A 23044-nucleotide genomic window follows, 5' to 3' on the forward strand; every position below is an offset into this window, starting at 1 on the left:
ACCTAAACTTGATGAACAGCTCTAGGTGGATAAATACGTGTAGGTACTAATAAAATTAGTACCAATACAAACACAGCTAATACACCAACAATAAGATAAAGATCAGCTGAACTTAATACACTAGCCTGAATATGAACACGTTTAGCTAGTTGTCCACTCCCCTCAATTAACATATTGTTATTACCAATTTGGTCAACCAACATACTAGAATGGTAGTGCATACGTGTTCTTGTTAGTGCATCCAGTACTCCAGTAGCTAAAACACCACAAAAGCCTTTCGTTGTATTAAACAATGCTGAAGCAAAAGGGCCATCTGTAGGATGAATTTGTCCTGTTGATAGCATTAAGATAGGTAATACAGCCATAGGCTGAGCAAAAATTTGTATAATAGCTAACCAATAAAAATTACTATTAATCCATTCTGAAGTTAATTGTGAGCCTAGATAACAACTATAAGCTAACATAGCAAAACCCATTGCCAATACAACCCGACAATCCACTCGACGAATATTACAAATCAATGCAACAATAGGTAATGCTATTAATTGAGGAATGGATACAATCAATAAAATAGGCGCTGTTTGAAGAGGACGATAATCTTGAATACGAGTAAGATAAGCAGAAGGGATACTAATAGCACTAATTAAAATAAATAATACAAAACCTAAAGCAACTAAAGCAAAAGCTAAATTACGATTTTTCAACAGTTGTATCTTAAAAAATGGTAATGGGTGATACCACTCATTAATAAAAAAGAGTATTAATAAAAATCCACCCCAGAACAATAAATGACATATAACAGAAGAATTAAACCAATCTAAACGCTCCCCCTGTAAAATACCTATACAAAGCATCATGATCGCAGGCACACCTAATAACAGTCCAAACCAATCAAACTGTTTAAACCTTTCTAAACGAACAGAATCTTGAGGAAGTCCATAGCTAATCCCTGTCAAGGCAATAACACCCACTGGAATTACATGCCAAAAGGCCCAATTCCAACCGACATATTCAACCCAAAAAGCGGCTAAGGGAGTACCAATACTTGGGCCAAAAGTAGCCGTTAGTGCATAAGTAGCTAACCCATACACCTTAATATTGGGAGGTAAAAATCTTAATGCACAAGTCATTAATAAAGGCGGCAAACATCCCCCTGCAAAACCTTGTAAAGCTCTCAATATTATTAATGTTTGTAAATCTGTTGCAAATGGGCATAAAAATCCCCAAAACATAAAAAAACTAACAGACCAAATACCAACCTTTCTAATCGTTAAGGTACTTGCAAACCAAGGAGTAAAAGCCATAGCGACTACTGACATAGTAGTATATAACGCTGTTACCCAAGTAGCTTCATCGTGCCCAATAAAAAGTGCTCCTTGAATATCAGGCATTGCTATTTTCGTTACATTCTCATTAATACCTGCAATCAATACCGCCAATAGAACACCTAACAATCCCCATACAAGACGCATGGTAAACGCTTGTTGAGGAGGTAGTGCAGATTGTGTTGAAACTGGGGGTGTGACAAAAGGGACCGTAGTCGTTGTCATATATTTCTTTAGTACTTATCAACGTTTATGAATTGATAGTTAGTGTAAGAAATAGTTGATCTGAATAAAATTGATTTATACGTAATTAAATAATGCATAAAACGCAATTATATAATATTAATACCTTACTTTATGTAAGGTATTAATGATAATCTCTATATGAACTGTTTTTTTCTTTCTCCATACACAGATCTTTAATCAATCGCCGAAACCATTTGTGAGCAAGGTCATTATCAAACTGTGGATGCCATGCTTGAATAATAGTGACAGGTTTTAATGGCACTGGAATAGAAAAAGCTTTTAACGGCAGCTCTTGCAACACAACGGGTAACAAATGTTCAGGGCAACCCATTATTAAATCACTATTTAACAATGAGAAAACACCTGCTAAAAAATTATGTTTAACTAAAGGGATTTTTCTTTCTAAGCCCAACTCAGCTAGCTCAACATCTATTGGCCCTCTATCTCTAGCTCGCCGTGAAATACTTATATGCTCATAACTAGCATAATTCTCTACAGTGATTGGTTGATTAAAAATAGGATGTCCTTCACGAGCTAAACCAACTTGATAAGAATCAAATAGTCTTTGTACTTTAATAACAGGTTCAAAGTTCTGTAAAGCGCCTATAAATAGCTCTATACGCCCCTCTCTTAAAGCATCATCATCAATATCATTTTCCGGTACAAAACGAAGCTGTGACTGTGGCGCTAGCTCTCGAAACTTTTCTAGTATTGCTTGCTCAAATGCGCCAATAAACACCTCATTAGCGCGTAGTGTAAAGTTTCTTTTAAGTGTTTTTAAATCAAGTACATGGTTAGCCTGAAATAAACCTACTGATTGAATAACTGCCTGTTTTATCTGCTCTTTTAATTCTAATGCTTTTGGGGTAGGTACTAATTTACGACCTGCACGTACTAAAATAGGATCATGAAAAGCTAAACGTATTCTAGTCAACGTACGGCTCATTGCAGGAGCACTTAAATGCATACGCTCCGCTGCTTTAGCTACACTTCCCTCTTCTAACAAAATATTGAGGGCAATTAATAAATTTAGGTCAGGATGCTTCATAATAATGTATCATGTGGACTATATTGGATTTTATGCAATAATCTGATATTACGCATAGTAATTAATAAAATTTCATTTAATATGACAATAAACATTCTTCTTTAAAGGCTATCACTATGTTTAATTCTATACTAATTGCAATTGATGGTTCTAAATATACTCGACATATCCTTGAATTAGCAAAACCATTTTGTGCACTTTATACAGAAGCGCATCTTATTTATGTAGGTGATATCGCTTTTACTATTGATCCTGTCTATGATGAGGATGAAGAAGCCATTTCAGCAGCCAGTGATGAACAAAGAGCGGCTAATCAATTAATTCAAGACTCGTTAGAGTTTCTTAGGAAGTCTGACATAAAAGTAAAAGCACATATTGTGACAGGCGATCCTTCTGAAGAAATTGTAAAATATGCAGAAGAAATTAATGCAGGTCTAATTATTATGGGACATCGTCAAATGTCGAAAATTTCTCGGCTATTCGACCCATCAACCTGTATGAAAGTAATTGAAAATGCCCCATGTCCAGTACTTATTGAAGGTCTTAAAAAAGACTAACGCATATTAAAATACTCTTGATGAAACAGCCTTAGTGGATACCCTTTACTACTAAGGTTAGTTTTTAGACTGTTGGCAAATCCCACAGGCCCACAGAACCAGATACTAGGGTAATCTCCTTGTGCATTTTGCTTAATATTCAGTTTATCTGCTGTTAAATAACCATGTTCTTTACTGTACTGTACATGTAATTCGAAATTTGGCAATGTAGCAATTAACCTCTGTAATTTTTCTATAAAAATAGCCTCTTCTTCATTACTTACACAATAATATAAATCAATATAATAAATCTCTTTATTAACATCATATTGCAAAGACTCTAACCATGATAAAAACGGTGTAATTCCTATACCACCAGCAATCCAAATTTGTCGAGTTATCGCTTTTTTCCTAAAGTCAAAACAACCATAAGGCCCTTCAACTTGTATAGCATCCCCTATCTTAATATTCTTCTGTAAACTTTTTGTATAGTCCCCCAGCGCCTTTACACACAGCTTTATTTGGTTATTATTATGGTCAGCCGAGGCAATAGTAAAGGGATGTTGACCTTCTAACCTGTCATGCATAAAAAATACATATTGGCCCGCATTATGTTGCCAGTATCCATTCAATTGACAAGTAATTTCCATAGTATATTGATCTAATGTTTTAATAGCCAATACTTGTCCTCGGTAAGTATGCTTTCTACCAATCAAACCAAATAGTGAAAGTAATGCACAGCCCGTTCCGACTAAACAACCTAGGCCAATCAAAATACCTAATGGCTGTGACCAATAACTAGAAGGCGTTAATATAACGGTATGAAATACTAATATAAGGAAAGCAATTGCCATTAACTTATGAGTATAACGCCATAAATGGTAAGCAAACTTATGCCATAACGTTAATACTAACGCAGCTAATAAAAACCATAATGTCCATTCACCTAAGGATTCTGCCAATTTTCTATTACGAATAAAGAAGTCATCAGATACTCCGATCCCCAATCTCAGACGGGGAGCTCTTTCAAAATACAAAATTAGAACCTTACCACTTAACTTGAGTAAATAATGTACTGCTCCTAGGCTAATTGCCCAAATACCTGCCCACTTATGCAGGTAATACATTTTATCTAAACCACCAAAGACACTCTCTAACCATTTTGATCTTATTGCCAGCAACATAATGAGAGACATAAACGCAAAAGAAATAATACCTGTTAAATAAATCAGTTCTTTTCTTATTACCCAAATATTCCATGATAGGTTAGGATTAATCATCAAACTGACAAACCAAAATAAAACAGAAACTATAACTATTCCATATAGACACTTTTTCACTTTAATTCCCTTATCTTTATTTAACTAAATAATAAGCCTATTGCCTTGTTACTTTTGCGATTAGTATAGACATTTAAAGGTCAAAGAGTTGTCAGTACAAAGTAAATAAAATGTAAATATTTTTAAGAAATACAATACACTATAAGAATGGTAGTGATACTAATTCTGATTTGCAAATTTAGAAAATTATAAATTTAATGAAATAATTAATAGGATAAAGAGGTTAATCTAATATAACCTCTTTAAAGAATGGTTAAATATCAATTAATTACTATTTGAGCAGCCAACTAAATCTGAGTTACCACCGGCTAAAGCCAAGAGATTATTTAAATCTAGAATAATAATTTCTTTACCTTCAGCTTTTAATAAACCATTTTGCTGAAAACGAGTAAATACACGTGACACTGTTTCAACAGCCAACCCTAAGTAATTACCTATTTCATTACGAGACATAGCTAAACGGAATTGATTAGCGGAATAGCCACGGGCACGGAAACGTGCAGAAAGATTAATAAGGAATGTTGCTATACGTTCATCTGCCGTCTTTTTAGAGAGTAATAACATCATTTGTTGATCATCACGTATTTCTCTACTCATGATACGCATCAACTGACGACGTAACTGGGGTAAGCGTACTGATAACTCATCTAAGCGATCAAAGGGAATCTCACAAATAGAAGTAGTTTCTAATACTTGAGCAGATACAGGATATACATCCGTATCCATTCCTGATAAACCAACAACTTCACTTGGTAAATGGAAACCTGTTATTTGCTCTTCGCCCTCATCCGTGACACTAAAGGTTTTTAAACTACCTGATCTAACAGCAAATATAGAAGAAAACTTATCACCTTGATTAAAAAGAAATTCCCCTCTTTTCATGGGGCGACTACGTTTTACGATTTGATCTAATAGATCAATATCACCTTGGTCAAGCGATAACGGTAGACACAAACCGATTAAACTACAATCTTTACAATGCGCCTGTAGAGGCATTCTCGCTTTAGCTGTTTCTGGCATAGTATTGTTTACCCTAGAATATCCCTATCAATAAGAATACAACAATTATCCTTACCTTTACCAGTAATTTATCTTATTTTCAGCTTATATTCAATGTTTAGAAATCTTTTCTAAATAACTCGTGAGAATCTCTGCAAAATTTGCTCCGTCAAATAATGGTCAAACACCATACATACAGACCTTACTAGCAACCTACCAGCATCTTGTACGGTAATAGCATTTTCCTCTAATTTTATTAAGTTATCATTAGCCATTGCTTGTAGCTTAGGCAATACATCCTTGAAGTAGGATTTAAAACTAATACCAAATTGTTTTTCAATCGTCGTAAAATCTAAATAGAAATGACAAATCAATTGTTGAATAACTGCCCGACGAATACGATCGTCTTCATTGCAAATCAAACCACGTTTAACGGCCATCTGCCCCTGATCAATACAATCTTGGTAAGCAGTAAGATCACTTATATTTTGACAATATAGATCACCTATTTGGCTGATTGAAGAAACACCCAACCCAATCAAATCACAATGACCGTGTGTTGTATAACCTTGAAAGTTTCGACATAAAGTTCCTTCTTCTTGGGCATAGGTCAACTCATCATCTGCTAATGCAAAATGATCCATACCAATATAACGATAACCAGCCGCAGTTAGTTGCTCTATAGTTTCTTGTAAAATTTGTAATTTATCACTAGGGTTAGGTAATTCATTTGTATTAATACGACGCTGTGGTTTAAAGCGCTCAGGTAAATGAGCATAATTAAATACAGAAAGTCTATCTGGCTGTAGACCTATAATTTCTTTAACCGTTTTTGCAAATCTTTCAGGGGTTTGCTTAGGTAATCCATAAATCAAATCAACATTAATTGAGCGGAACTGCAACGTGTGTGCAGCATCAATAATAGCTTGTGTTTGTTCAAAAGTTTGTAAACGATTAACTGCTCGTTGCACCTCAGGATCAAAATCTTGCACACCTAAACTAACACGATTAAAACCTAGTTCGCGTAATAACCCCATAATAGTCCAATCTGCTTCACGGGGATCAACCTCAATACCAAAATCACAATCCGCATTATCTGCAAACTGAAAATGATCATGTAATGCTTTAATAATCTGACCAATTTGTTCAGTGGTTAAAAAGGTAGGCGTTCCACCACCAAAATGAATTTGTTCAACCACTTGATCTTTATCTAAATGCTTACTAACAAGTTCAATTTCTTTAATAAGTCTTTTAACATAAGGTTCACTATAGCCTCTATCTTTAGTAATAACTTTATTACAGCCACAGTAGTAACAGATGTTGGCACAAAACGGAATATGAATATAAAGAGATAATGGATTTTTAGCTTCTCGACTGGAACGTAATGCACGAACTAAATCTAATGACCCAATACCATCATGGAATTGTACAGCCGTAGGATATGAAGTATAACGTGGACCAGCCACATCATAACGACGAATCAACTGAGTATCCCAACGTACAATATTAGACATTACCTATACAACCTTAAATATAATTTATTGAATTTGCAGTCTATGAGTTATCAGCATTAGACTCCTTGACTTGTATCAAACAGACTATACTCGTTATTAGCCTATAGCTTTGGAACATAACCTAAAGCATGTTTTACTGAGAAACTCTAGCGCCCACTAATTTGTAAAAATATATAAATAATTACTTAAATAAATTTTTCTAAATTCGATTAGAAAATACGACTAAAGTTCTATGCTTGTTATTAATTTTAATCTATTAGTCACTATTTTTAGTCTTATTTGACCGAATTCACAACCAATCAATAATATTCTTGGCTAATTGTATATATTGTGCTTCAATGTATGATAGTTATACTCTATTATCAAATGTCAAAACCAAATTGGAAAACTCAATGATTGATTATAGTTACAACCCCAAATTAAAGGGGCTTACCAAAATCATTCATCATTTTAAAATTCACCATTATCCCGCTAAAACTTGTGTGGTTAACCAAGGTGATCGAGCAGATACCTTATTTTTTATGGTAAAAGGTTCTGCTAGTGTCTCCATCAAAGAAGATGATAAAAACATGATTATCTCCTATTTAAACACAGGAGATTTTTTTGGTGAGTTATCACTCTTTGATCCAGATAGAACAAAAAATGACGCTCATCGGACAGCGAGTGTTTATACTAAAGTAAGTAGTGATATTGCTGAAATATCCTATGCTAACTTTCATCAAGTTGCTCATCAATACCCTGAAGTACTTTATATTATTGCTAGTCAAATGGCCGCTAGACTTCGCCAAACTACTCGTAAAGTAACTGGCTTAGCCTTTATAGATACTGCTGGGCGGGTTGCACGTACACTGCTTGATCTTTGTAAACAACCTGATGCTATGACTCATCCTGACGGCATGCAAATTAGAGTGACACGTCAAGAAATAGGCAATCTTGCAGGGTGCTCACGAGAAATGGTTGGAAGAGTCCTAAAAGACATGGAAGATCAAGGCCTTATCACTGTCTCTGGTAGAAATATTGTAGTATTTGGAACACGTTAAAAAGCTACTTTAGTTAACAAGTAGCTTTTTTTCTAAAACCTATAATCTGAATAAGGACCTCAGTTGCTGACCAGGATGTTCAGCACGCATAAATGCTTCACCGATTAAAAAACTATAAATGCCATTATCCAACATTAATTGCACATCCTGTTGTGTTAGAATACCACTTTCCGTGACCACTAACCGATCACTAGGTATTTGTTTATATAACTCAACGGTTGTTTGTAAACTTACTTCAAAATTATGTAAGTTACGATTATTAATACCAACTAAAACTGTGTCTAACACAGTAAGCGCTCTTTCTAACTCGTGTTTATCATGTACTTCTACTAATACATCTAACCCAACTTCTCTAGCAGTATCCTCTAGCTCTTTCATTTGAGCATCAGTTAAAGCTGCAACAATCAGCAGAATACAATCTGCTTCAATAGCTCTCGCCTCAACTATTTGGTAAGGATCAACCATAAAATCTTTTCGTAATACAGGCAAATCACAAGCATTGCGAGCTTCTTGTAAATAAACCTCAGATCCTTGGAAGAAGTCTTTATCTGTTAATACAGATAAACAACTGGCACCACCAGCCTGATAACTTTGAGCAATGTCTGCAGGATAAAAGGGATCACGAATCACCCCTTTACTGGGTGAAGCTTTTTTAATTTCTGCAATTACTGCTGGTTGCTTATTAGCTGCTTTCTCCATTAACGCATTAGCAAAACCACGAGCAGGAGAGTTATTTTTTATTTGCTCATACAATTGACCAATAGGACATTTAGCAGAACGCTCTGCCACTTCTTCAAATTTTCGGGCAATTATTTTTTCTAATATTGTTGGTAAGCTCACCCTTCATTCTCCTGTTTATAAATTTGTGTAAAAGCAGCCAACTCATTCATTTTCTCTCTAGCAAGACCACTATACAGCGCATCTTGGGCTAATTGCACAGCCTCTTTTAAATCCGTTGCATAATCTGCTGCATAAAGCGCAGGTGCAGTATTGAGAATAATCATATCGGCTGCTTTTTTACCTGCTTCAGTATGACGACGACCTAAAGCATCCTGAATTAATGCTAAAGACTCTTGTGAATTATTAACAGTTAAACCCACCAGTGTTTGGCTTTTTAAACCAATCATTTCTGGTTCTAACCAATATTCTTTCACTTCACCATCTTTTAGTTCTGCAACATAGGTAGCTGAAGCCAAACTAAACTCATCCAAACCATCTCGTGAATGAACCACTAAAGCATGTTTACTACCTAGCCTTTTTAACACTTCAGCCATTGGCCTACACAGTGCTTGACTAAACACACCAATCACATGATGCTTAACACTTGCAGGATTGGTTAATGGCCCTAATATATTAAATAATGTACGTAGCCCTAACTCTTTACGTGGTACTGCTGCGTAATGCATAGCTCTATGATGATCTTGTGCAAACATAAAACCAATACCTATCACCTCAATACAACGTGCAATTTGCTCAGGAGAAAGGTGTAAATAGATACCTGCGGACTCTAATAAATCAGCACTACCTGAGTTACTAGAAACTTTACGATTACCGTGCTTAGCAACTTTTACCCCTGCCGCTGCTGTTACAAATGCTGTAGCAGAGGACACATTAAAAACATTAGCGCCATCTCCCCCAGTACCCACTACATCTACAACACCGTCCAACGAAGGAAGAACAACTTTCAAAGATAAATTACACATTGCTTGTACAGCACCAACAATTTCTTCGATGGTTTCGCTTTTCATACGAAGCCCCATCATAAAGGCGCCAATCTGTGCCTCTGTACACTCACCTGTCATAATTTGGTGCATAACCACTTGCATTTCTTCAGTGGTTAAATCCAGCTGATTAACTATACGACTTAATGCTTCTTTAATATCCATTAACGTATCCCTCTTTGTTGTTTTAAGAAATTCGCCAACATTTCATGACCTTGTTCACTTAAAATAGACTCAGGATGAAATTGTACGCCCTCAACCATCAACGTTTTATGGCGTAATCCCATTATTTCATCTTTTTCACCTGTCACAGTTTCTGTCCAAGCAGTAACCTCTAAACAATCAGGTAATGAATCTAAAGCCACTATTAATGAATGATAGCGTGTAACTGTTAGTGGATTATTTAATCCTGCAAAAACGCCTTGATTGGCATGGTACACAGGGCTTAATTTACCATGCATTGGTTCTCTTGCCCTTACAACTTGGCCACCAAATAACTGACCGATACTCTGATGCCCAAGACATACTCCAAGAATAGGTAATTTACCTGCAAAACGCTCAATAACCGCCAATGAAATACCTGCCTCATTAGGTGTACAAGGGCCTGGAGAAATAACTATACGCTCAGGTTGTAATGCGGCTATTTCTTCAACCGTTGTTTCATCATTACGTAATACCTTAACTTCAGCACCTAACTCACCAAAATATTGGACTAGGTTATAAGTAAAGGAATCATAGTTGTCTAACATTAATAACATTTTCTTACTCCTTTACTTAGTTTGACCAGCTAATATGACAGCTTTAAACATAGCTTTACGCTTATTAATGGTTTCCTCCCACTCCAAGGCAGGCACAGAGTCAGCAACAATACCACCACCAGCCTGCACGTGTAATTGACCATTTTTAATCACAGCTGTACGAATGGCAATTGCAGTATCCATATTGCCATTCCATGCCAAGTACCCCACAGCTCCGCCATAAACACCACGTTTTACTGGTTCTATTTCATCAATAATTTCCATAGCTCTGATTTTAGGGGCACCTGATAACGTACCTGCGGGTAAAATGGCTTTCAATGCATCCATTGCCGTTAAATCTTTCCGTAACTGACCCGTTACATTAGATACAATATGCATTACATTGGAATAACGCTCGATTATCATTTGTTCAGTGACTTTAACACTACCAATTTCAGACACACGACCTACATCATTACGCCCTAAATCAATCAACATTAAATGTTCAGCAATTTCTTTCGCATCACTTAATAAATCTTTTTCTAATGCAACATCCTCTTCTACTGTCTTACCCCGTGGGCGAGTACCAGCAATGGGACGTACAGTGATTAACTCATCTTCTACCCGTACCAAAACTTCTGGTGAACTACCCACCACATGAAAATCAGTAAAATTAAAGATATACATATAAGGTGTTGGATTAAAGCAACGCAATGCTCTATAAAGATCAATAGGTGCAGCATCAAAAGCTACTGACATTCGCTGTGAAGGCACAACCTGCATACAATCGCCTGCACGAATATATTCCTTAATAAGCTCTACTGATTTTTCATAATCTTGTTGGGTAAAACTAGCTGTATAATTTAACTCTTTCCCCTCAGGAACATCTAACTTTAGACCTGCTCGAGGGAATACGGGTTGGCGTAACCTTGTTATTAAGTTTTTAATTTCATTATGGGCTTTCTCTAAAGCCTGATCTTGTGCTGGATCTGCCAAAACAATGAAGTGTAACTTACCAGCAAGATTATCAAAAACTGCTACTTTATCGGCTACAAGCAATACAATATCAGGATTATTTAATGGGTCAGGATTAGGACACGGACCTAGTCTTTTCTCCACATAACGCACACAATCATAACCAAAGTAACCGACTAATCCCCCATTAAAACGGGGTAATCCAGCAATAGGTGCCACCTTATAAGCATTTTTAAATTTTTCTACAAAATCTAAAGGATCTGTTACATCTAAACTTTGAACTAACCTATTATCCGTAAAAACTTCTACATGATACCCCCTAACACGCAGTACCGTGCGTGCAGGTAAGCCAATAATAGAATAACGACCCCATTTTTCTCCACCTTGCACAGACTCTAGTAGAAAACTATTAGGGCCATCTGCCAACTTTAAATAAATTGAGAGGGGGGTATCAAAATCAGCTAACGTCTCTACAGCGACAGGAATACGATTGTAACCTTGTTCGGCTAACGCTTTAAATTCTTCAGGAGACATGAATCAAACCTCATTGGGTAAACACTATAAAAACACATTTGGTGAAAAACAGGCGGCCGTATGCGGCCTAATTAGCATTAGGCGCGCCAGCGCCAACGGGCTAGTGCCTTAATTACTCTCATCCAAAATGTGTTTTTGCTTACCACGTTTGTTTGATCCTTAAAGGATGGATTAAAAATCGATACTGATTACAGTAACGCAGCTTTAATTTAGAATCAACCTTTCTTTAACAAAAACTTTTAACAATTTATACTAATTGCTATCTTTAAATTATTTCAACAACTCCCTTAAGTCATCAATAACCCAATCAGGATCCTCTGCTGCAATAGACTCACCATGATTATAACCATAAGTTAATGCAGCACAGGGAACCTTAGCCGCTTTAGCAGCCCTAACATCATTTCTAGAGTCACCAATAAATAAAGCCTGCTCAGCTGTTATATTGGCCTGTTCTAATACATATAATAATGGCTCTGGCGCAGGTTTTTTCTGAGGTAAACTACCACCACCTACAATCCATTGAAAATATTGATTGATTTCTAACTCTATTAGCAATGGCTCAACAAATTCTACTGGCTTATTAGTCACTACAGCCATTTTAACAGCCTGCTTTTGCATAAAGGATAAAAAGGGCTTTACTCCCTCATATACATAGTTAGCATCATGATGATAAGGATAATACTCTAACAATATCTTAAAGGCTTTATCCCATAGAGCTTGATCAACAGGTTTATTATCATCACCATCAGTTAAGGCACGACGAATTAATACATCTGCACCGTTTCCTACCCAATTTCTAACACTTTCCTCAGCAGCCTCTGGTAAATTTAAATCCTGTAACGTTTTATTAACCGCAATAGCTATATCAGGAGCTGAATCTACCAAAGTACCATCCAAATCAAACATAATTAACTTGGGGTATGTACCTTGATAATGTTGTTGTAATACATTCATTAAATAGTCACCTTAGCTAGCTCTTTACGCATTGTTGCAATTGTTTGCTGATAATTAGTAGTATTAAAAATAGCTGATCCAGCCACAAAAGTGTCGGCACCTGCTTTAGCTATTTCCGCAATATTATCAACGGTAACCCCACCATCAATTTCTAAACGTATATCTAATCCTGACTGATCTATTAAAGCACGTGCTTCTTTTAATTTTTCTAATGTATTAGGAATGAATTTTTGGCCACCAAAGCCAGGGTTAACACTCATCAATAAAATCATATCCAGTTTATCCATCACATACTTTACAGCATCTAATGAAGTAGCAGGATTAAACACTAAACCTGCTTTACAACCACCCGCTTTAATAAGTTGTAATGACCGATCAATATGCTCAGAAGCCTCCGGATGGAAAGTAATATAAGTCGCCCCTGCTTCAATAAAATCACCAATCATACGATCTACTGGTTTTACCATTAAATGTACATCGATAGGTGCAGTTACTCCATACTTACGTAATGCCTTACAAACCATCGGGCCTATAGTCAAATTAGGCACATAATGATTATCCATCACATCAAAATGTACTATATCAGCTCCTGCTTCTAATACATCTTCGACCTCTGCGCCTAAACGAGCAAAATCTGCCGATAAAATAGAAGGAGCGATAGCGTAGGGAAACATAAGAACCTCATCACAAATTAAGGTTAAATTAAGGATAAATGACTACTATACACTTCATAAAGTGTAACATTTTAGGTTTTAATGTTAAGTGTTTTATTTTATAAATAAAATACTTAATGCAAAGTTTACTATTAAAAACAAACCGATAATAGGATTTATCAAATGAAAAAATTATTAGCTGTCTCTTTTTGTGGATTAATTCTTACTGGTTGTGGGGACAGTATTCCTTCTGAATGCACTACTACCTTAAAAGAATACGATGAGTTCATTACTCAACTTGAAAAGCAAGATCAAATTCCTGCACAAATGAAAGGGCAGTTCAAAGATTCTCGTAAACAACTTGAAGAAAGTCTTAAAAGCTTAACTAAAGAGCAAGCAGTTCAAACTTGTAAAACTGCTAATGCTTCATTTGCTCAAATGAAACAAATGCTACCTAAATAAGTACTCTCCTTAAAGCCAACCTATTTATTAGATTGGCTTTATTTTATATATCTTCTCTCTCATATAATACCTAACTAGCTATTCCTCTAGCACAATAACCATTAGTTTTCTTACTATTCCTATATTGAGTTATTAGCAAATCTGCTAAACTGCGCGCCATTATGATTAGATTAGAAAATATTAAATTACAACGTGGCCCTCAAATATTATTGGATGATGCAAGCCTTACCTTACATCCAGGCCAAAAAATAGGCTTTATTGGTGCGAACGGTGCTGGTAAATCGAGCCTATTTGCATTATTGCAAGGCCAACTGACCTTAGATGGTGGTGAACTATATATTCCTAAAGAATGGCGTATTGCTCATATGCGTCAAGAAATCGAAGATTTAGAACGAATAGCCGTTGATTATGTTTTAGATGGAGACACTCACCTAAGATCTATTCAAAAACAACTTATTCAGGCAGAAGCTGAGCATGATGGTGAAGCATTAGCTCATCTGCACACCGACTGGGATAACGCCAATGGCTATACTGCTGATGCAAGAGCTCGCCGTCTGTTAGCAGGCTTAGGATTTTCTAATGAAGAAATGGAAAAACCTATCAAACACTTTTCGGGTGGCTGGCAAATGCGCCTTAATCTTGCCCAAGCTCTCATGTGCCCTTCTGATTTATTATTATTAGATGAACCTACCAACCACTTAGACTTAGATGCTATTATCTGGTTAGAAGATTGGCTAAAAGGTTATCAAGGCACATTAATTCTTATCTCCCATGATAGAGATTTTTTGGATAGCGTTGTTGATCATATTGTTCATTTAGAACAACAGAAACTAACCCTCTACAAAGGTGGTTATTCAGCCTTTGAACGCACTCGTGTAGAACGCTTAGCTCAACAACAGCAAGCCTATGAAAAGCAACAAGCACAACGCGCTCATATGGAAAGCTTTATCACACGTTTTAAAGCTAAGGCCACTAAAGCTCGGCAAGCACAAAGCCGTATTAAGGCCTTAGAAAAATTAGAAGACCTAGCACCTGCTCATGTAGATTCACCCTTTAATTTCAGCTTCCGTGAGTCAGATAAAATCTCTAATCCTTTATTAGGTTTAAGAGAAGCTAGCCTAGGCTACGCTGATAAAACTGTACTTGCTGCTGTTAAATTACAAATTATGCCAGGTGCAAGAGTTGGTTTATTAGGTCCTAATGGTGCTGGTAAATCTACCTTGATCAAAACCCTAGCCGGTGAGTTACCGCTAATCAAAGGACAAGAAACACAAGGCGAAAATCTAGCTATTGGTTATTTTGCTCAGCATCAATTAGATGCTTTAGATAATCAAGCTAGCCCCTTATTACACCTACAAAGAATAGCACCAACAGAACGTGAGCAAACCTTACGCAATTTTTTAGGGGGCTTTGATTTTAAAGGTGATCGCTGTGATGAAGTAGTGGTTAATTTTTCTGGTGGTGAAAAAGCTCGCTTAGCATTAGCACTTATTGCATGGCAAAAACCTAACCTACTATTACTGGATGAGCCGACCAATCACCTTGACTTAGAAATGCGCCATGCATTAACCATGGCTTTACAAGATTTCTCAGGTGCTGTTTTAGTGGTATCCCATGATCGCCATTTATTAAAAAGTACTACTGATGAATTTTTACTGGTCGCTAATGGTAAAATTGAGAGCTTTGATGGGGATCTAGATGACTATACTCGATGGTTAATAGATTATCGTTCTAAACAACAACCCAATGTTCAACCCACTTCTGTAGCAGAAGAAAAAGTAGATAAAAAAGCCCAACGTCAACAAGCTGCTAACCTAAGACAAAAGTTAGCACCTTATAAAAAAGAAGCTGATAAATTAGAAAAGGAATTAGAAAAGATTCACAATCAACTAGCAACTATTGAAGAGCAATTAGCAGATACAAGCCTTTATGAAACTGCTCAAAAAGACCAATTACGAAAACTTTTAGATCAGCAAACTAGCCTTAAAACACAACAAACTTCAACAGAAGAAAATTGGTTAATGGCCTTAGAACAACTAGAAACTTTACAAGAAGAGCTTGCTAAAATGACCGATTAAGTTATAGCTATTTTAATAGTTTTTTAGATAAGGCGAATGGCTGAAGACTATATAAATAGTACGATTGAGCTATTCAACAAAGTATAAAAACTGGAAAATTAGCTATATGGGTGCAGAAGCTATTAATGCTTCCAACTGATCTGGCTTAATCATCTTCTTATCAACTTTCACATAAATGGCTAACTCATCAGCAGCCACTAATGCATCACTGATACCTGACTGTTGCATTAAATAAGGCACTAATTGTTGATTAGCTAGTTGATCACCGGTTAATGTTAGTCGAATACTGGTTACATAAGGAGGTTCTTTCATTTTAAAAATAACCAATAGCCAAATAACACAAATAACACTACTTCCTATAAATACTGCAGGCAAACCACCAAATTTAACCAACACCCCACTAAGTGAAGCACCAATACCTGCACCAAGAAACTGACTGGTTGAGAAAATACCCATAGCAGTTCCTCTTGCGCCAGCCTTAGCTACCTTACTCACCATAGAGGGCAATAAGGCCTCAATAGTATTAAATGCTATAAAAAATACTAGAATACCTGCTAACAACGCCCATAATGAAGGATGATGTAATAAAAAGAATAAACTGCACAATAACAAAATTACAACACAAGCTATTAATACTTGATGCAACTTACGCTTTTTCTCACCATAAATAATCATGGGGATCATACCAAATGCAGAGCCAACAAAAGCCACCAAATATACCCACCAATGTTGCTCTTTAGGTAAACCTGACTCATTCATCAATACTATGGGCAATGCCATAAAATTTACCATCATTACTATATGCACAGCAGCAATGGAAAAATCCAATCGAAATAAATCTAAATCTTTTAAAGTAGGCAGAAAATCAGCCTTAGCCACACTTGCATCGCGTCGAGATATTTGTTTATTCGGTCTTGGTACGACAAAAGCCATTAACAAAAACCCTATTGCCGCCATCACTGCAATAAACCAAAATAATCCATGCAATCCAAAATAACCAGCTAAAATAGGACCTGCTATCATTGCAATAGCAAAGGAGGCACCTATACTCATACCAATAAAAGCCATTGCTTTGGTACGGTGTTGCTCACGTGTCAAATCAGATAGCAACGCCATGACTACAGCAGAAATAGCACCTGTTCCTTGCAATATACGACCAATTAACACACCCCAAATACTATCAGACATGGCAGCAACAACACTGCCTAGCAAAAATAATAATAATCCAATTAAAATAATAGGTAATCGGCCAATTCGATCAGAAACAATGCCTAAAGGTATTTGTAAAAGTGCTTGAGTATAGCCATAAGCTCCTACAGCTAATCCGATCAAAACAGGTGTTGCACCCTGTAAAGACTGTCCATAAATTGCCATTACAGGCAATACCATAAACATCCCCAACATTCGGAATGCAAACACTAAAGATAAACCAAAGGTTGCACGAATTTCTGTTGGATTCATTTGTTCAACAGACTGATTTGTTGACGACATAAAGAACTTCTCAGGGTAATATCATAGAAAACAGAAAGTTTTTATAGGATGTATTATTTAGAAATTATTCCTACAACTTACCTTTCTCAAAATAAATTACGTGAAAGCTGTTAACTATACAGGAAAAGCCATTATTTACCTAGTTATCAATTGTTATTGATACATAATTATTGGCTAAAATTTGTATTAATCCCCACTTAATAAAAGCAGGGATATAACATATAAAAATAGCTAATATTTTTATTCAAGTTTAAACAACAACTGATCTTGCTGCGAATGTTTGTTGATTTGTCTGCATAGCCTGTTTTAATAGAAAATATTGCACCAACTCTGCTATTGTTAACATCGGCATATTATGCAACTTAGCAAAATCTTCTACTTGCTGCCCTTTAGCCATAGTACCATCAGGGTTAGTTAATTCGCATAATACTGCTGCTGGTTTTAAACCTGCTAATCGAGCGATATCTACTGAACCTTCTGTATGACCACGACGATCTAATACGCCATCTTTTCTAGCACGTAATGGGAATATATGACCAGGACTTACTATATTTCTATGTTGACTATTAGAAGATAAGGCTGCTTGAATAGTTGTCACTCTATCTTTAGCTGATACTCCTGTAAAAACACCTTCTTTAGCTTCTATAGAAACAGTAAAAGCTGTTTGATAACGTGATTGATTACTGGCAACCATTGGCATTAAAGCCAATTCGTCTGCTATTTGCTCTGTTAAACAGAGGCAAACAATACCGCTTCCCTCCCGAATCATCAGAGCCATTGTTTCTATACTAATATTTTCAGCAGCAGCTACAATATCGGCTTCATTCTCGCGATTATCATCATCAGATAGTAATACAGGTAAACCTTGCTGATAGGCATTTATAGCAGCGGTAATTCTTGGAAAATCATTTAAAAGGGTTAACATTTGAAACGCTCCTCGCAAATAATATTAAAAATGGGCGATAAACGTTTCAGGGCATAGCTATAAGAATAATTTTTCTTATAGTCACAAAGCTACAGAACAACAAATATATCTATTATCCTACATTTTTATATATCGTTGAATGACTTTGTTGTACTCGTTGTACTGTTTTGAGTCATTCGCCTCGTCTAAAATTGTATAACAACAGCTATAACATTGCTGAGATGCATCTTCTTTCATCCGGACTATAACCGTCGGCTTTGGATTTTAACCAAATCAGCTGCCTTTCTTCGTATAATTATAAGAAAGCGCTCGCGGGCTCATCTGTGATAGATTTACCGCCGGTGGGGAGTTTCACCCCGCCCTGAAGACTTTTTTATAATACGCTTATTTAAGACAAATGAAAACAACCCATAAATTAGATATTTATAGGAAATAAAGAAACAAGAATGTGAAACTAGATATAAAGCTTTTTATTAAGTAAATAGAGTAATCTAAATTACTGCACCCAATTAACTTCAAAAGACATCATTACACTTAATACAGTAATGGCCAGAATAGAAATCATAAATAGGCGTTTTGCCCACTGTACTTCATTAGCTTTACTATAATCTTTAATAGCAATAAATAACCAATAAACACTGATTAAACCCGTTACTATTAAAAAACCAATACCTGCATAATCACAGATATACAAAGACACAGCCGCAGCGGTGAAGGCTACGATATAACCAACAATATGACGTTTAGCAATGTTAATACCGCGTTTTACTGGCAGTACAGGTATTTCAGCTGCCTTATAATCACTAAAACGGAAGATAGCAATGGCATAAGAATGAGGCATTTGCCATAAACAGAAAATTAATAACAAAATAGCTGCACCTAAATCAAACTGTCCACTGGCAGCACAATAACCAATTACAGGTGGTGCGGCTCCTGATAGGCTACCAATAATAGTGCCGTACTCAGAGTTTCTTTTAAAATAAAGGGTATATAATCCTACATAAACCACAAAGCCCATAATGGCAAAGCCTAATGCAAGATCATTAGTAAAAAAATGAAGAGTAAGCGCACCAGCAACACCTAATGTTGTTGCATAAATAAGTGCTATGGTAGGAGAAATTAATCCTTTAACCATTACACGATTCTTGGTGCGCTCCATCATTGAGTCAATGTCTCTATCAACATAGTTATTAAAGACACAACCTGATGCCACAACGAAAGAAGTACCGATCATCACTGCCACCAATTTAGCGAAATCAAAATGACCTTGAGAAGCCAAAAAGAATCCACCAATGACTGCAATCAAATTACCAAAAATGATTCCTGGTTTAGTGATAAGCAAATACTTCTTCAACATTGTAGTATACCTCTTACTTATCTGTGCTCATGTGCTGATGCATCATTTGCATACTGTGATGTTGCTTATCGCTCATCATATTCTTCATTGAGTTTTCCATTACCCAAACTGAGCCAATAACAATTATGAGAATTGTCGCTACAGCAAAGATAAAGGTCATCAAATGCCAACGCTGTGGTTGTGAATAGTCAATGTGTAAGAAACATACAACATGCACAATTACTTGCACTACAGCAAATACTACTAATATAAAGAAATTAGGAGTACCAGTCATTGCCATATAAAATGGAATGACTGTTAAAATGACAGCTAGTACAAAGCCAACTAAATAGCTTGATACTGTGCCATGTCCTGATGATGTTTTATGATCACTCATTACATAACTCCTTAAAATGAAGCGTATGCTTTCAAGTAAACGAAAGTAAATACACAAATCCAAACAATGTCTAAGAAGTGCCAGAATAAGCTTAAGCAAGATAAACGAGTATTAACTTTATTAGTTAAACCTTTACCTGCTACTTGAGCAATCATCACTAACATCCACACTAGACCACAGGTTACGTGTAATCCGTGAGTTCCCACTAAAGTGAAGAACGCAGACATAGTTGCATTAGTGCTTGGACCATTACCCATTGCTACTAGGTGATGGAACTCATACACTTCCATGCTAATGAACGCCGCACCTAATACAAAAGTAATTAATAACCAAGACATTACTTGGCCTTTATTATTTTTGTGGGCAGCAACCATTGCAAAACCATAAGTAATACTACTGAAAAGTAAGATAAACGTTTCAGTTAATACAAATGGTAATTCAAAAAGCTCTTTAGCATTGAATGGTACGGTTTGCCCTGCTGCATTTACCATTGATGGAAAATACATCGCTACGCCATATGATGGATCAAGAGTAGCATACACAGCAAACAAACAACCAAAGATCATTAAATCGGTAAGGATATATACCCAAAAACCGAAAATTGTTATAGAACTAGAGTCATGATCATGATGACCATGGTCTGCTCCATGCACAGGATTTTTCAAAGTATCAGCTGTCATGACTTAATACCTGCCTTTGCTAAATTCTCAAAACGTTCATTTTCGATGCGTTCTACTTCTTCTGCAGGGATATAGTAGTCAGTATCATCGCTGAATGTGTATACAATGTAGGTCAATACTGCTAGACCAAATCCAACGATAGTTAACCACCAGATGTGCCATACAATAGCAAATCCCCATATAGCAGTTAGAATGCCGATAATAGTACCTGTACCAGTATTTTTAGGCATATGAATCGCTTCATATTTCTCAGGACGTTTATAAGCTTCACCTCTTTCTTTTAACTTATGGAATGCGTCGATACCATAAATTTTTGGAATAACAGCAAAGTTATAAATAGGTGGTGGAGAAGAAATGGACCATTCTAAAGAACGACCACCACCCCATGAATCACCTGTTAAGTCACGAGTTTGGTTACGTTGAATAATACCTACAAGTAATGAAAGGATTAAACATACTGTACCAATTAAGATAAAGAATGAACCAATCATTGCAATGAAGAAATAAGTAGCATATTCAGTAGTTTGGAATTGACTCATACGACGAGTTAAGCCCATAAAACCTAATGCGTATAATGGCATGAATGATAAGTAGAAACCAATCAACCAACCCCAGAATGCACATTTACCTAGCTTCTCATTCATTTTGAAGCCAAACCATTTAGGGAACCAGAATACAACACCCGCTAAGTAACCAAATACCACACCACCGATAATAGTGTTATGGAAGTGAGCTACTAAGAACAAGCTGTTATGTACTACGAAATCGATAGGAGGAACAGATAACATAACACCTGTCATACCACCGATAGTGAACGTAACTAATGCACCAACAATCCAATACATAGGTGATGTGAATCGGACTCGACCTTCATACATGGTGAAGATCCAGTTGAATACTTTCACACCTGTTGGAATAGCAATGATCATCGTCATTACACCGAAGAAGGCATTAACGTTACCGCCAGCACCCATGGTGAAGAAGTGGTGACCCCATACTAAAAGACTAAGCACAATGATTGCTACAGTTGCATAAACCATTGTTTTATAGCCAAATAGTGGCTTACCAGAGAATACAGGCACGATTTCTGAGTAAATACCAAAGGCAGGTAATACTAAGAAGTACACTTCAGGGTGACCCCATGCCCATACTAAGTTGATATACATTTTCGCGTTACCACCCATATGATTGGTGAAGAAGTGGTAATCGAAATAACGGTCTAATGTTAATAATGCATAAGCAACAGTCAAGATTGGGAAAATACAAGCAGCTAAAATGTTAGCAGCAAGACATGTCCACGTAAAAATAGGCATTTGCATTAAAGTCATGCCAGGCGCACGCATTTTGAAAATGGTAACAATAAAGTTAATTGCACCAATTGTCGTGGCCACACCAGAAAGCTGCAAGCTCCACAGGTAATAGTTCATACCTACGGTAGGTGCTCCCTCCAGTCCCATTTCAGGGGCATATGCTAACCAACCACCTGTTGCGAAATCACCCACACCTAAAGAGATATTACAAACGATAACACCAGCAACTGTTAACCAGAAACCGAAGTTATTTAAGAATGGGAAAGCAACGTCACGTGCACCAATTTGTTGTGGTAAAAGAATATTCATTAAACCAAACAATAATGGAGTAGCCATGAAGAAAATCATGATCACACCATGGGCAGTGAAAATTTGGTTATAGTGGTCAGGTGGTAAATAACCAGCTGTCACACCATCTACGTGGGGGGTAGCAGCGGCCATTGCTTGATGGGTACGCATTAATAATGCATCAGCAAAACCACGTACTAACATCAAAACAGATACCACAATATACATGATACCAATTTTCTTATGGTCAACTGAAGTTAACCAATCCTTCCAGAGAGGTTTCCACCATCCCATGAAAGTAATTAAAGCTAATGCAACAACTCCTAAAACAAGAACGACACCAATCGTCCACATAACGATAGGCTCGTTTGTTGGAATTGCATCCAGTGACAAATAACCTGTGAGGTTATTATATTTGTCTGGATTTAAGTCTCCACTATGAAAACCCGACATAA

21 protein-coding genes and 1 riboswitch are annotated in these 23044 nt (G+C 36.4%); of the genes, 4 read left to right on the forward strand and 17 right to left on the reverse strand.

Annotation, left to right across the window (positions count from 1 at the left end; genetic code table 11):
* Positions 1–2 precede the first annotated feature (2 nt).
* Positions 3–1550, reverse strand: coding sequence for an MFS transporter (locus ACQVD9_RS00280; protein WP_264746915.1), 1548 nt, complete (start codon positions 1548–1550; stop codon positions 3–5).
* A gap of 142 nt (positions 1551–1692) precedes the next feature.
* On the reverse strand, positions 1693–2619 hold the full coding sequence (locus ACQVD9_RS00285; RefSeq protein WP_264746916.1) for a LysR family transcriptional regulator: 927 nt from the start codon (positions 2617–2619) through the stop codon (positions 1693–1695).
* A gap of 116 nt (positions 2620–2735) precedes the next feature.
* On the opposite strand from ACQVD9_RS00285, the gene ACQVD9_RS00290 reads away from it, so the two are divergent.
* A complete protein-coding gene (locus ACQVD9_RS00290) occupies positions 2736–3176 on the forward strand; it encodes a universal stress protein (protein ID WP_264746917.1) in 441 nt (146 codons plus the stop codon).
* Here ACQVD9_RS00290 and ACQVD9_RS00295 read toward each other — a convergent pair.
* The 3 genes from ACQVD9_RS00295 to hemN all read right to left on the reverse strand — a co-directional run bounded on the left by ACQVD9_RS00295 (position 3173) and on the right by hemN (position 7008).
* Positions 3173–4495, reverse strand: coding sequence for a ferredoxin reductase family protein (locus ACQVD9_RS00295; protein ID WP_264746918.1), 1323 nt, complete (start codon positions 4493–4495; stop codon positions 3173–3175). The two genes, ACQVD9_RS00290 and ACQVD9_RS00295, sit on opposite strands and share 4 nt — an antisense overlap.
* A gap of 264 nt (positions 4496–4759) precedes the next feature.
* Positions 4760–5515: a fumarate/nitrate reduction transcriptional regulator Fnr gene (gene fnr, locus ACQVD9_RS00300; protein WP_264746919.1), complete on the reverse strand. Its 756-nt coding sequence runs from the start codon at positions 5513–5515 to the stop codon at positions 4760–4762.
* A 110-nt stretch (positions 5516–5625) separates the two neighbouring features.
* Positions 5626–7008, reverse strand: a complete 1383-nt coding sequence (gene hemN, locus ACQVD9_RS00305) for an oxygen-independent coproporphyrinogen III oxidase (RefSeq protein ID WP_264746920.1) — start codon at positions 7006–7008, stop codon at positions 5626–5628.
* Between the two features lie 392 nt (positions 7009–7400).
* On the opposite strand from hemN, the gene crp reads away from it, so the two are divergent.
* On the forward strand, positions 7401–8048 hold the full coding sequence (crp, locus tag ACQVD9_RS00310) for a cAMP-activated global transcriptional regulator CRP (RefSeq protein WP_264746921.1): 648 nt from the start codon (positions 7401–7403) through the stop codon (positions 8046–8048).
* Positions 8049–8087: 39 nt separating this feature from the next.
* On the opposite strand, the gene trpC is transcribed toward crp, so the two are convergent.
* The 6 genes from trpC to rpe form a co-directional block, all read right to left on the reverse strand.
* The gene (trpC, locus tag ACQVD9_RS00315; protein ID WP_264746922.1) at positions 8088–8888 is read right to left on the reverse strand and encodes an indole-3-glycerol phosphate synthase TrpC; all 801 of its coding nucleotides are present in this window, start codon (positions 8886–8888) and stop codon (positions 8088–8090) included.
* The gene (gene trpD / locus ACQVD9_RS00320; protein ID WP_264746923.1) at positions 8885–9934 is read right to left on the reverse strand and encodes an anthranilate phosphoribosyltransferase; all 1050 of its coding nucleotides are present in this window, start codon (positions 9932–9934) and stop codon (positions 8885–8887) included. Before trpD ends, trpC begins: the two co-directional genes overlap by 4 nt.
* The gene (locus ACQVD9_RS00325) at positions 9934–10527 is read right to left on the reverse strand and encodes an anthranilate synthase component II (RefSeq protein WP_264746924.1); all 594 of its coding nucleotides are present in this window, start codon (positions 10525–10527) and stop codon (positions 9934–9936) included. The genes trpD and ACQVD9_RS00325 overlap by 1 nt, the downstream gene beginning before the upstream one ends.
* 12 nt (positions 10528–10539) lie before the next feature.
* Positions 10540–12015, reverse strand: a complete 1476-nt coding sequence (gene trpE / locus ACQVD9_RS00330) for an anthranilate synthase component I (protein WP_264746925.1) — start codon at positions 12013–12015, stop codon at positions 10540–10542.
* Positions 12016–12285: 270 nt separating this feature from the next.
* Positions 12286–12969: a phosphoglycolate phosphatase gene (locus ACQVD9_RS00335; protein WP_264746926.1), complete on the reverse strand. Its 684-nt coding sequence runs from the start codon at positions 12967–12969 to the stop codon at positions 12286–12288.
* Positions 12969–13643: a ribulose-phosphate 3-epimerase gene (gene rpe, locus ACQVD9_RS00340; RefSeq protein WP_264746927.1), complete on the reverse strand. Its 675-nt coding sequence runs from the start codon at positions 13641–13643 to the stop codon at positions 12969–12971. The genes ACQVD9_RS00335 and rpe overlap by 1 nt, the downstream gene beginning before the upstream one ends.
* Before the next feature lie 162 nt (positions 13644–13805).
* On the opposite strand from rpe, the gene ACQVD9_RS00345 reads away from it, so the two are divergent.
* Together ACQVD9_RS00345 and ACQVD9_RS00350 are read left to right on the forward strand one after the other, a co-directional pair.
* Positions 13806–14084: a DUF5339 domain-containing protein gene (locus ACQVD9_RS00345; RefSeq protein WP_264746928.1), complete on the forward strand. Its 279-nt coding sequence runs from the start codon at positions 13806–13808 to the stop codon at positions 14082–14084.
* 161 nt (positions 14085–14245) lie between these two features.
* On the forward strand, positions 14246–16162 hold the full coding sequence (locus tag ACQVD9_RS00350; RefSeq protein ID WP_264746929.1) for an ATP-binding cassette domain-containing protein: 1917 nt from the start codon (positions 14246–14248) through the stop codon (positions 16160–16162).
* Positions 16163–16264: 102 nt separating this feature from the next.
* Here the strand turns inward: ACQVD9_RS00350 and ACQVD9_RS00355 are convergent, their stop codons facing one another.
* From ACQVD9_RS00355 to cyoB, 6 genes are all read right to left on the reverse strand, one after another.
* Positions 16265–17653 carry an MFS transporter gene (locus ACQVD9_RS00355; RefSeq protein WP_264746930.1) on the reverse strand — a complete coding sequence of 463 codons (1389 nt, stop codon included), beginning with the start codon at positions 17651–17653 and terminating at the stop codon, positions 16265–16267.
* Positions 17654–17903: 250 nt separating this feature from the next.
* Positions 17904–18578 carry a 3,4-dihydroxy-2-butanone-4-phosphate synthase gene (ribB, locus tag ACQVD9_RS00360; protein ID WP_264746931.1) on the reverse strand — a complete coding sequence of 225 codons (675 nt, stop codon included), beginning with the start codon at positions 18576–18578 and terminating at the stop codon, positions 17904–17906.
* A 221-nt stretch (positions 18579–18799) separates the two neighbouring features.
* A riboswitch (FMN riboswitch) is annotated at positions 18800–18951 on the reverse strand.
* Between the two features lie 123 nt (positions 18952–19074).
* Positions 19075–19935 carry a heme o synthase gene (gene cyoE, locus ACQVD9_RS00365; protein ID WP_264746932.1) on the reverse strand — a complete coding sequence of 287 codons (861 nt, stop codon included), beginning with the start codon at positions 19933–19935 and terminating at the stop codon, positions 19075–19077.
* A gap of 13 nt (positions 19936–19948) precedes the next feature.
* Complete coding sequence (gene cyoD / locus ACQVD9_RS00370) at positions 19949–20311, reverse strand: cytochrome o ubiquinol oxidase subunit IV (protein WP_264746933.1); 363 nt, start codon at positions 20309–20311, stop codon at positions 19949–19951.
* An 11-nt stretch (positions 20312–20322) separates the two neighbouring features.
* The gene (gene cyoC, locus ACQVD9_RS00375; RefSeq protein ID WP_264746934.1) at positions 20323–20991 is read right to left on the reverse strand and encodes a cytochrome o ubiquinol oxidase subunit III; all 669 of its coding nucleotides are present in this window, start codon (positions 20989–20991) and stop codon (positions 20323–20325) included.
* Positions 20988–23042 carry a cytochrome o ubiquinol oxidase subunit I gene (cyoB, locus tag ACQVD9_RS00380; RefSeq protein ID WP_264746935.1) on the reverse strand — a complete coding sequence of 685 codons (2055 nt, stop codon included), beginning with the start codon at positions 23040–23042 and terminating at the stop codon, positions 20988–20990. Before cyoB ends, cyoC begins: the two co-directional genes overlap by 4 nt.
* Positions 23043–23044 lie beyond the last annotated feature (2 nt).

This window comes from Entomomonas sp. E7T21 (genome assembly GCF_058693955.1).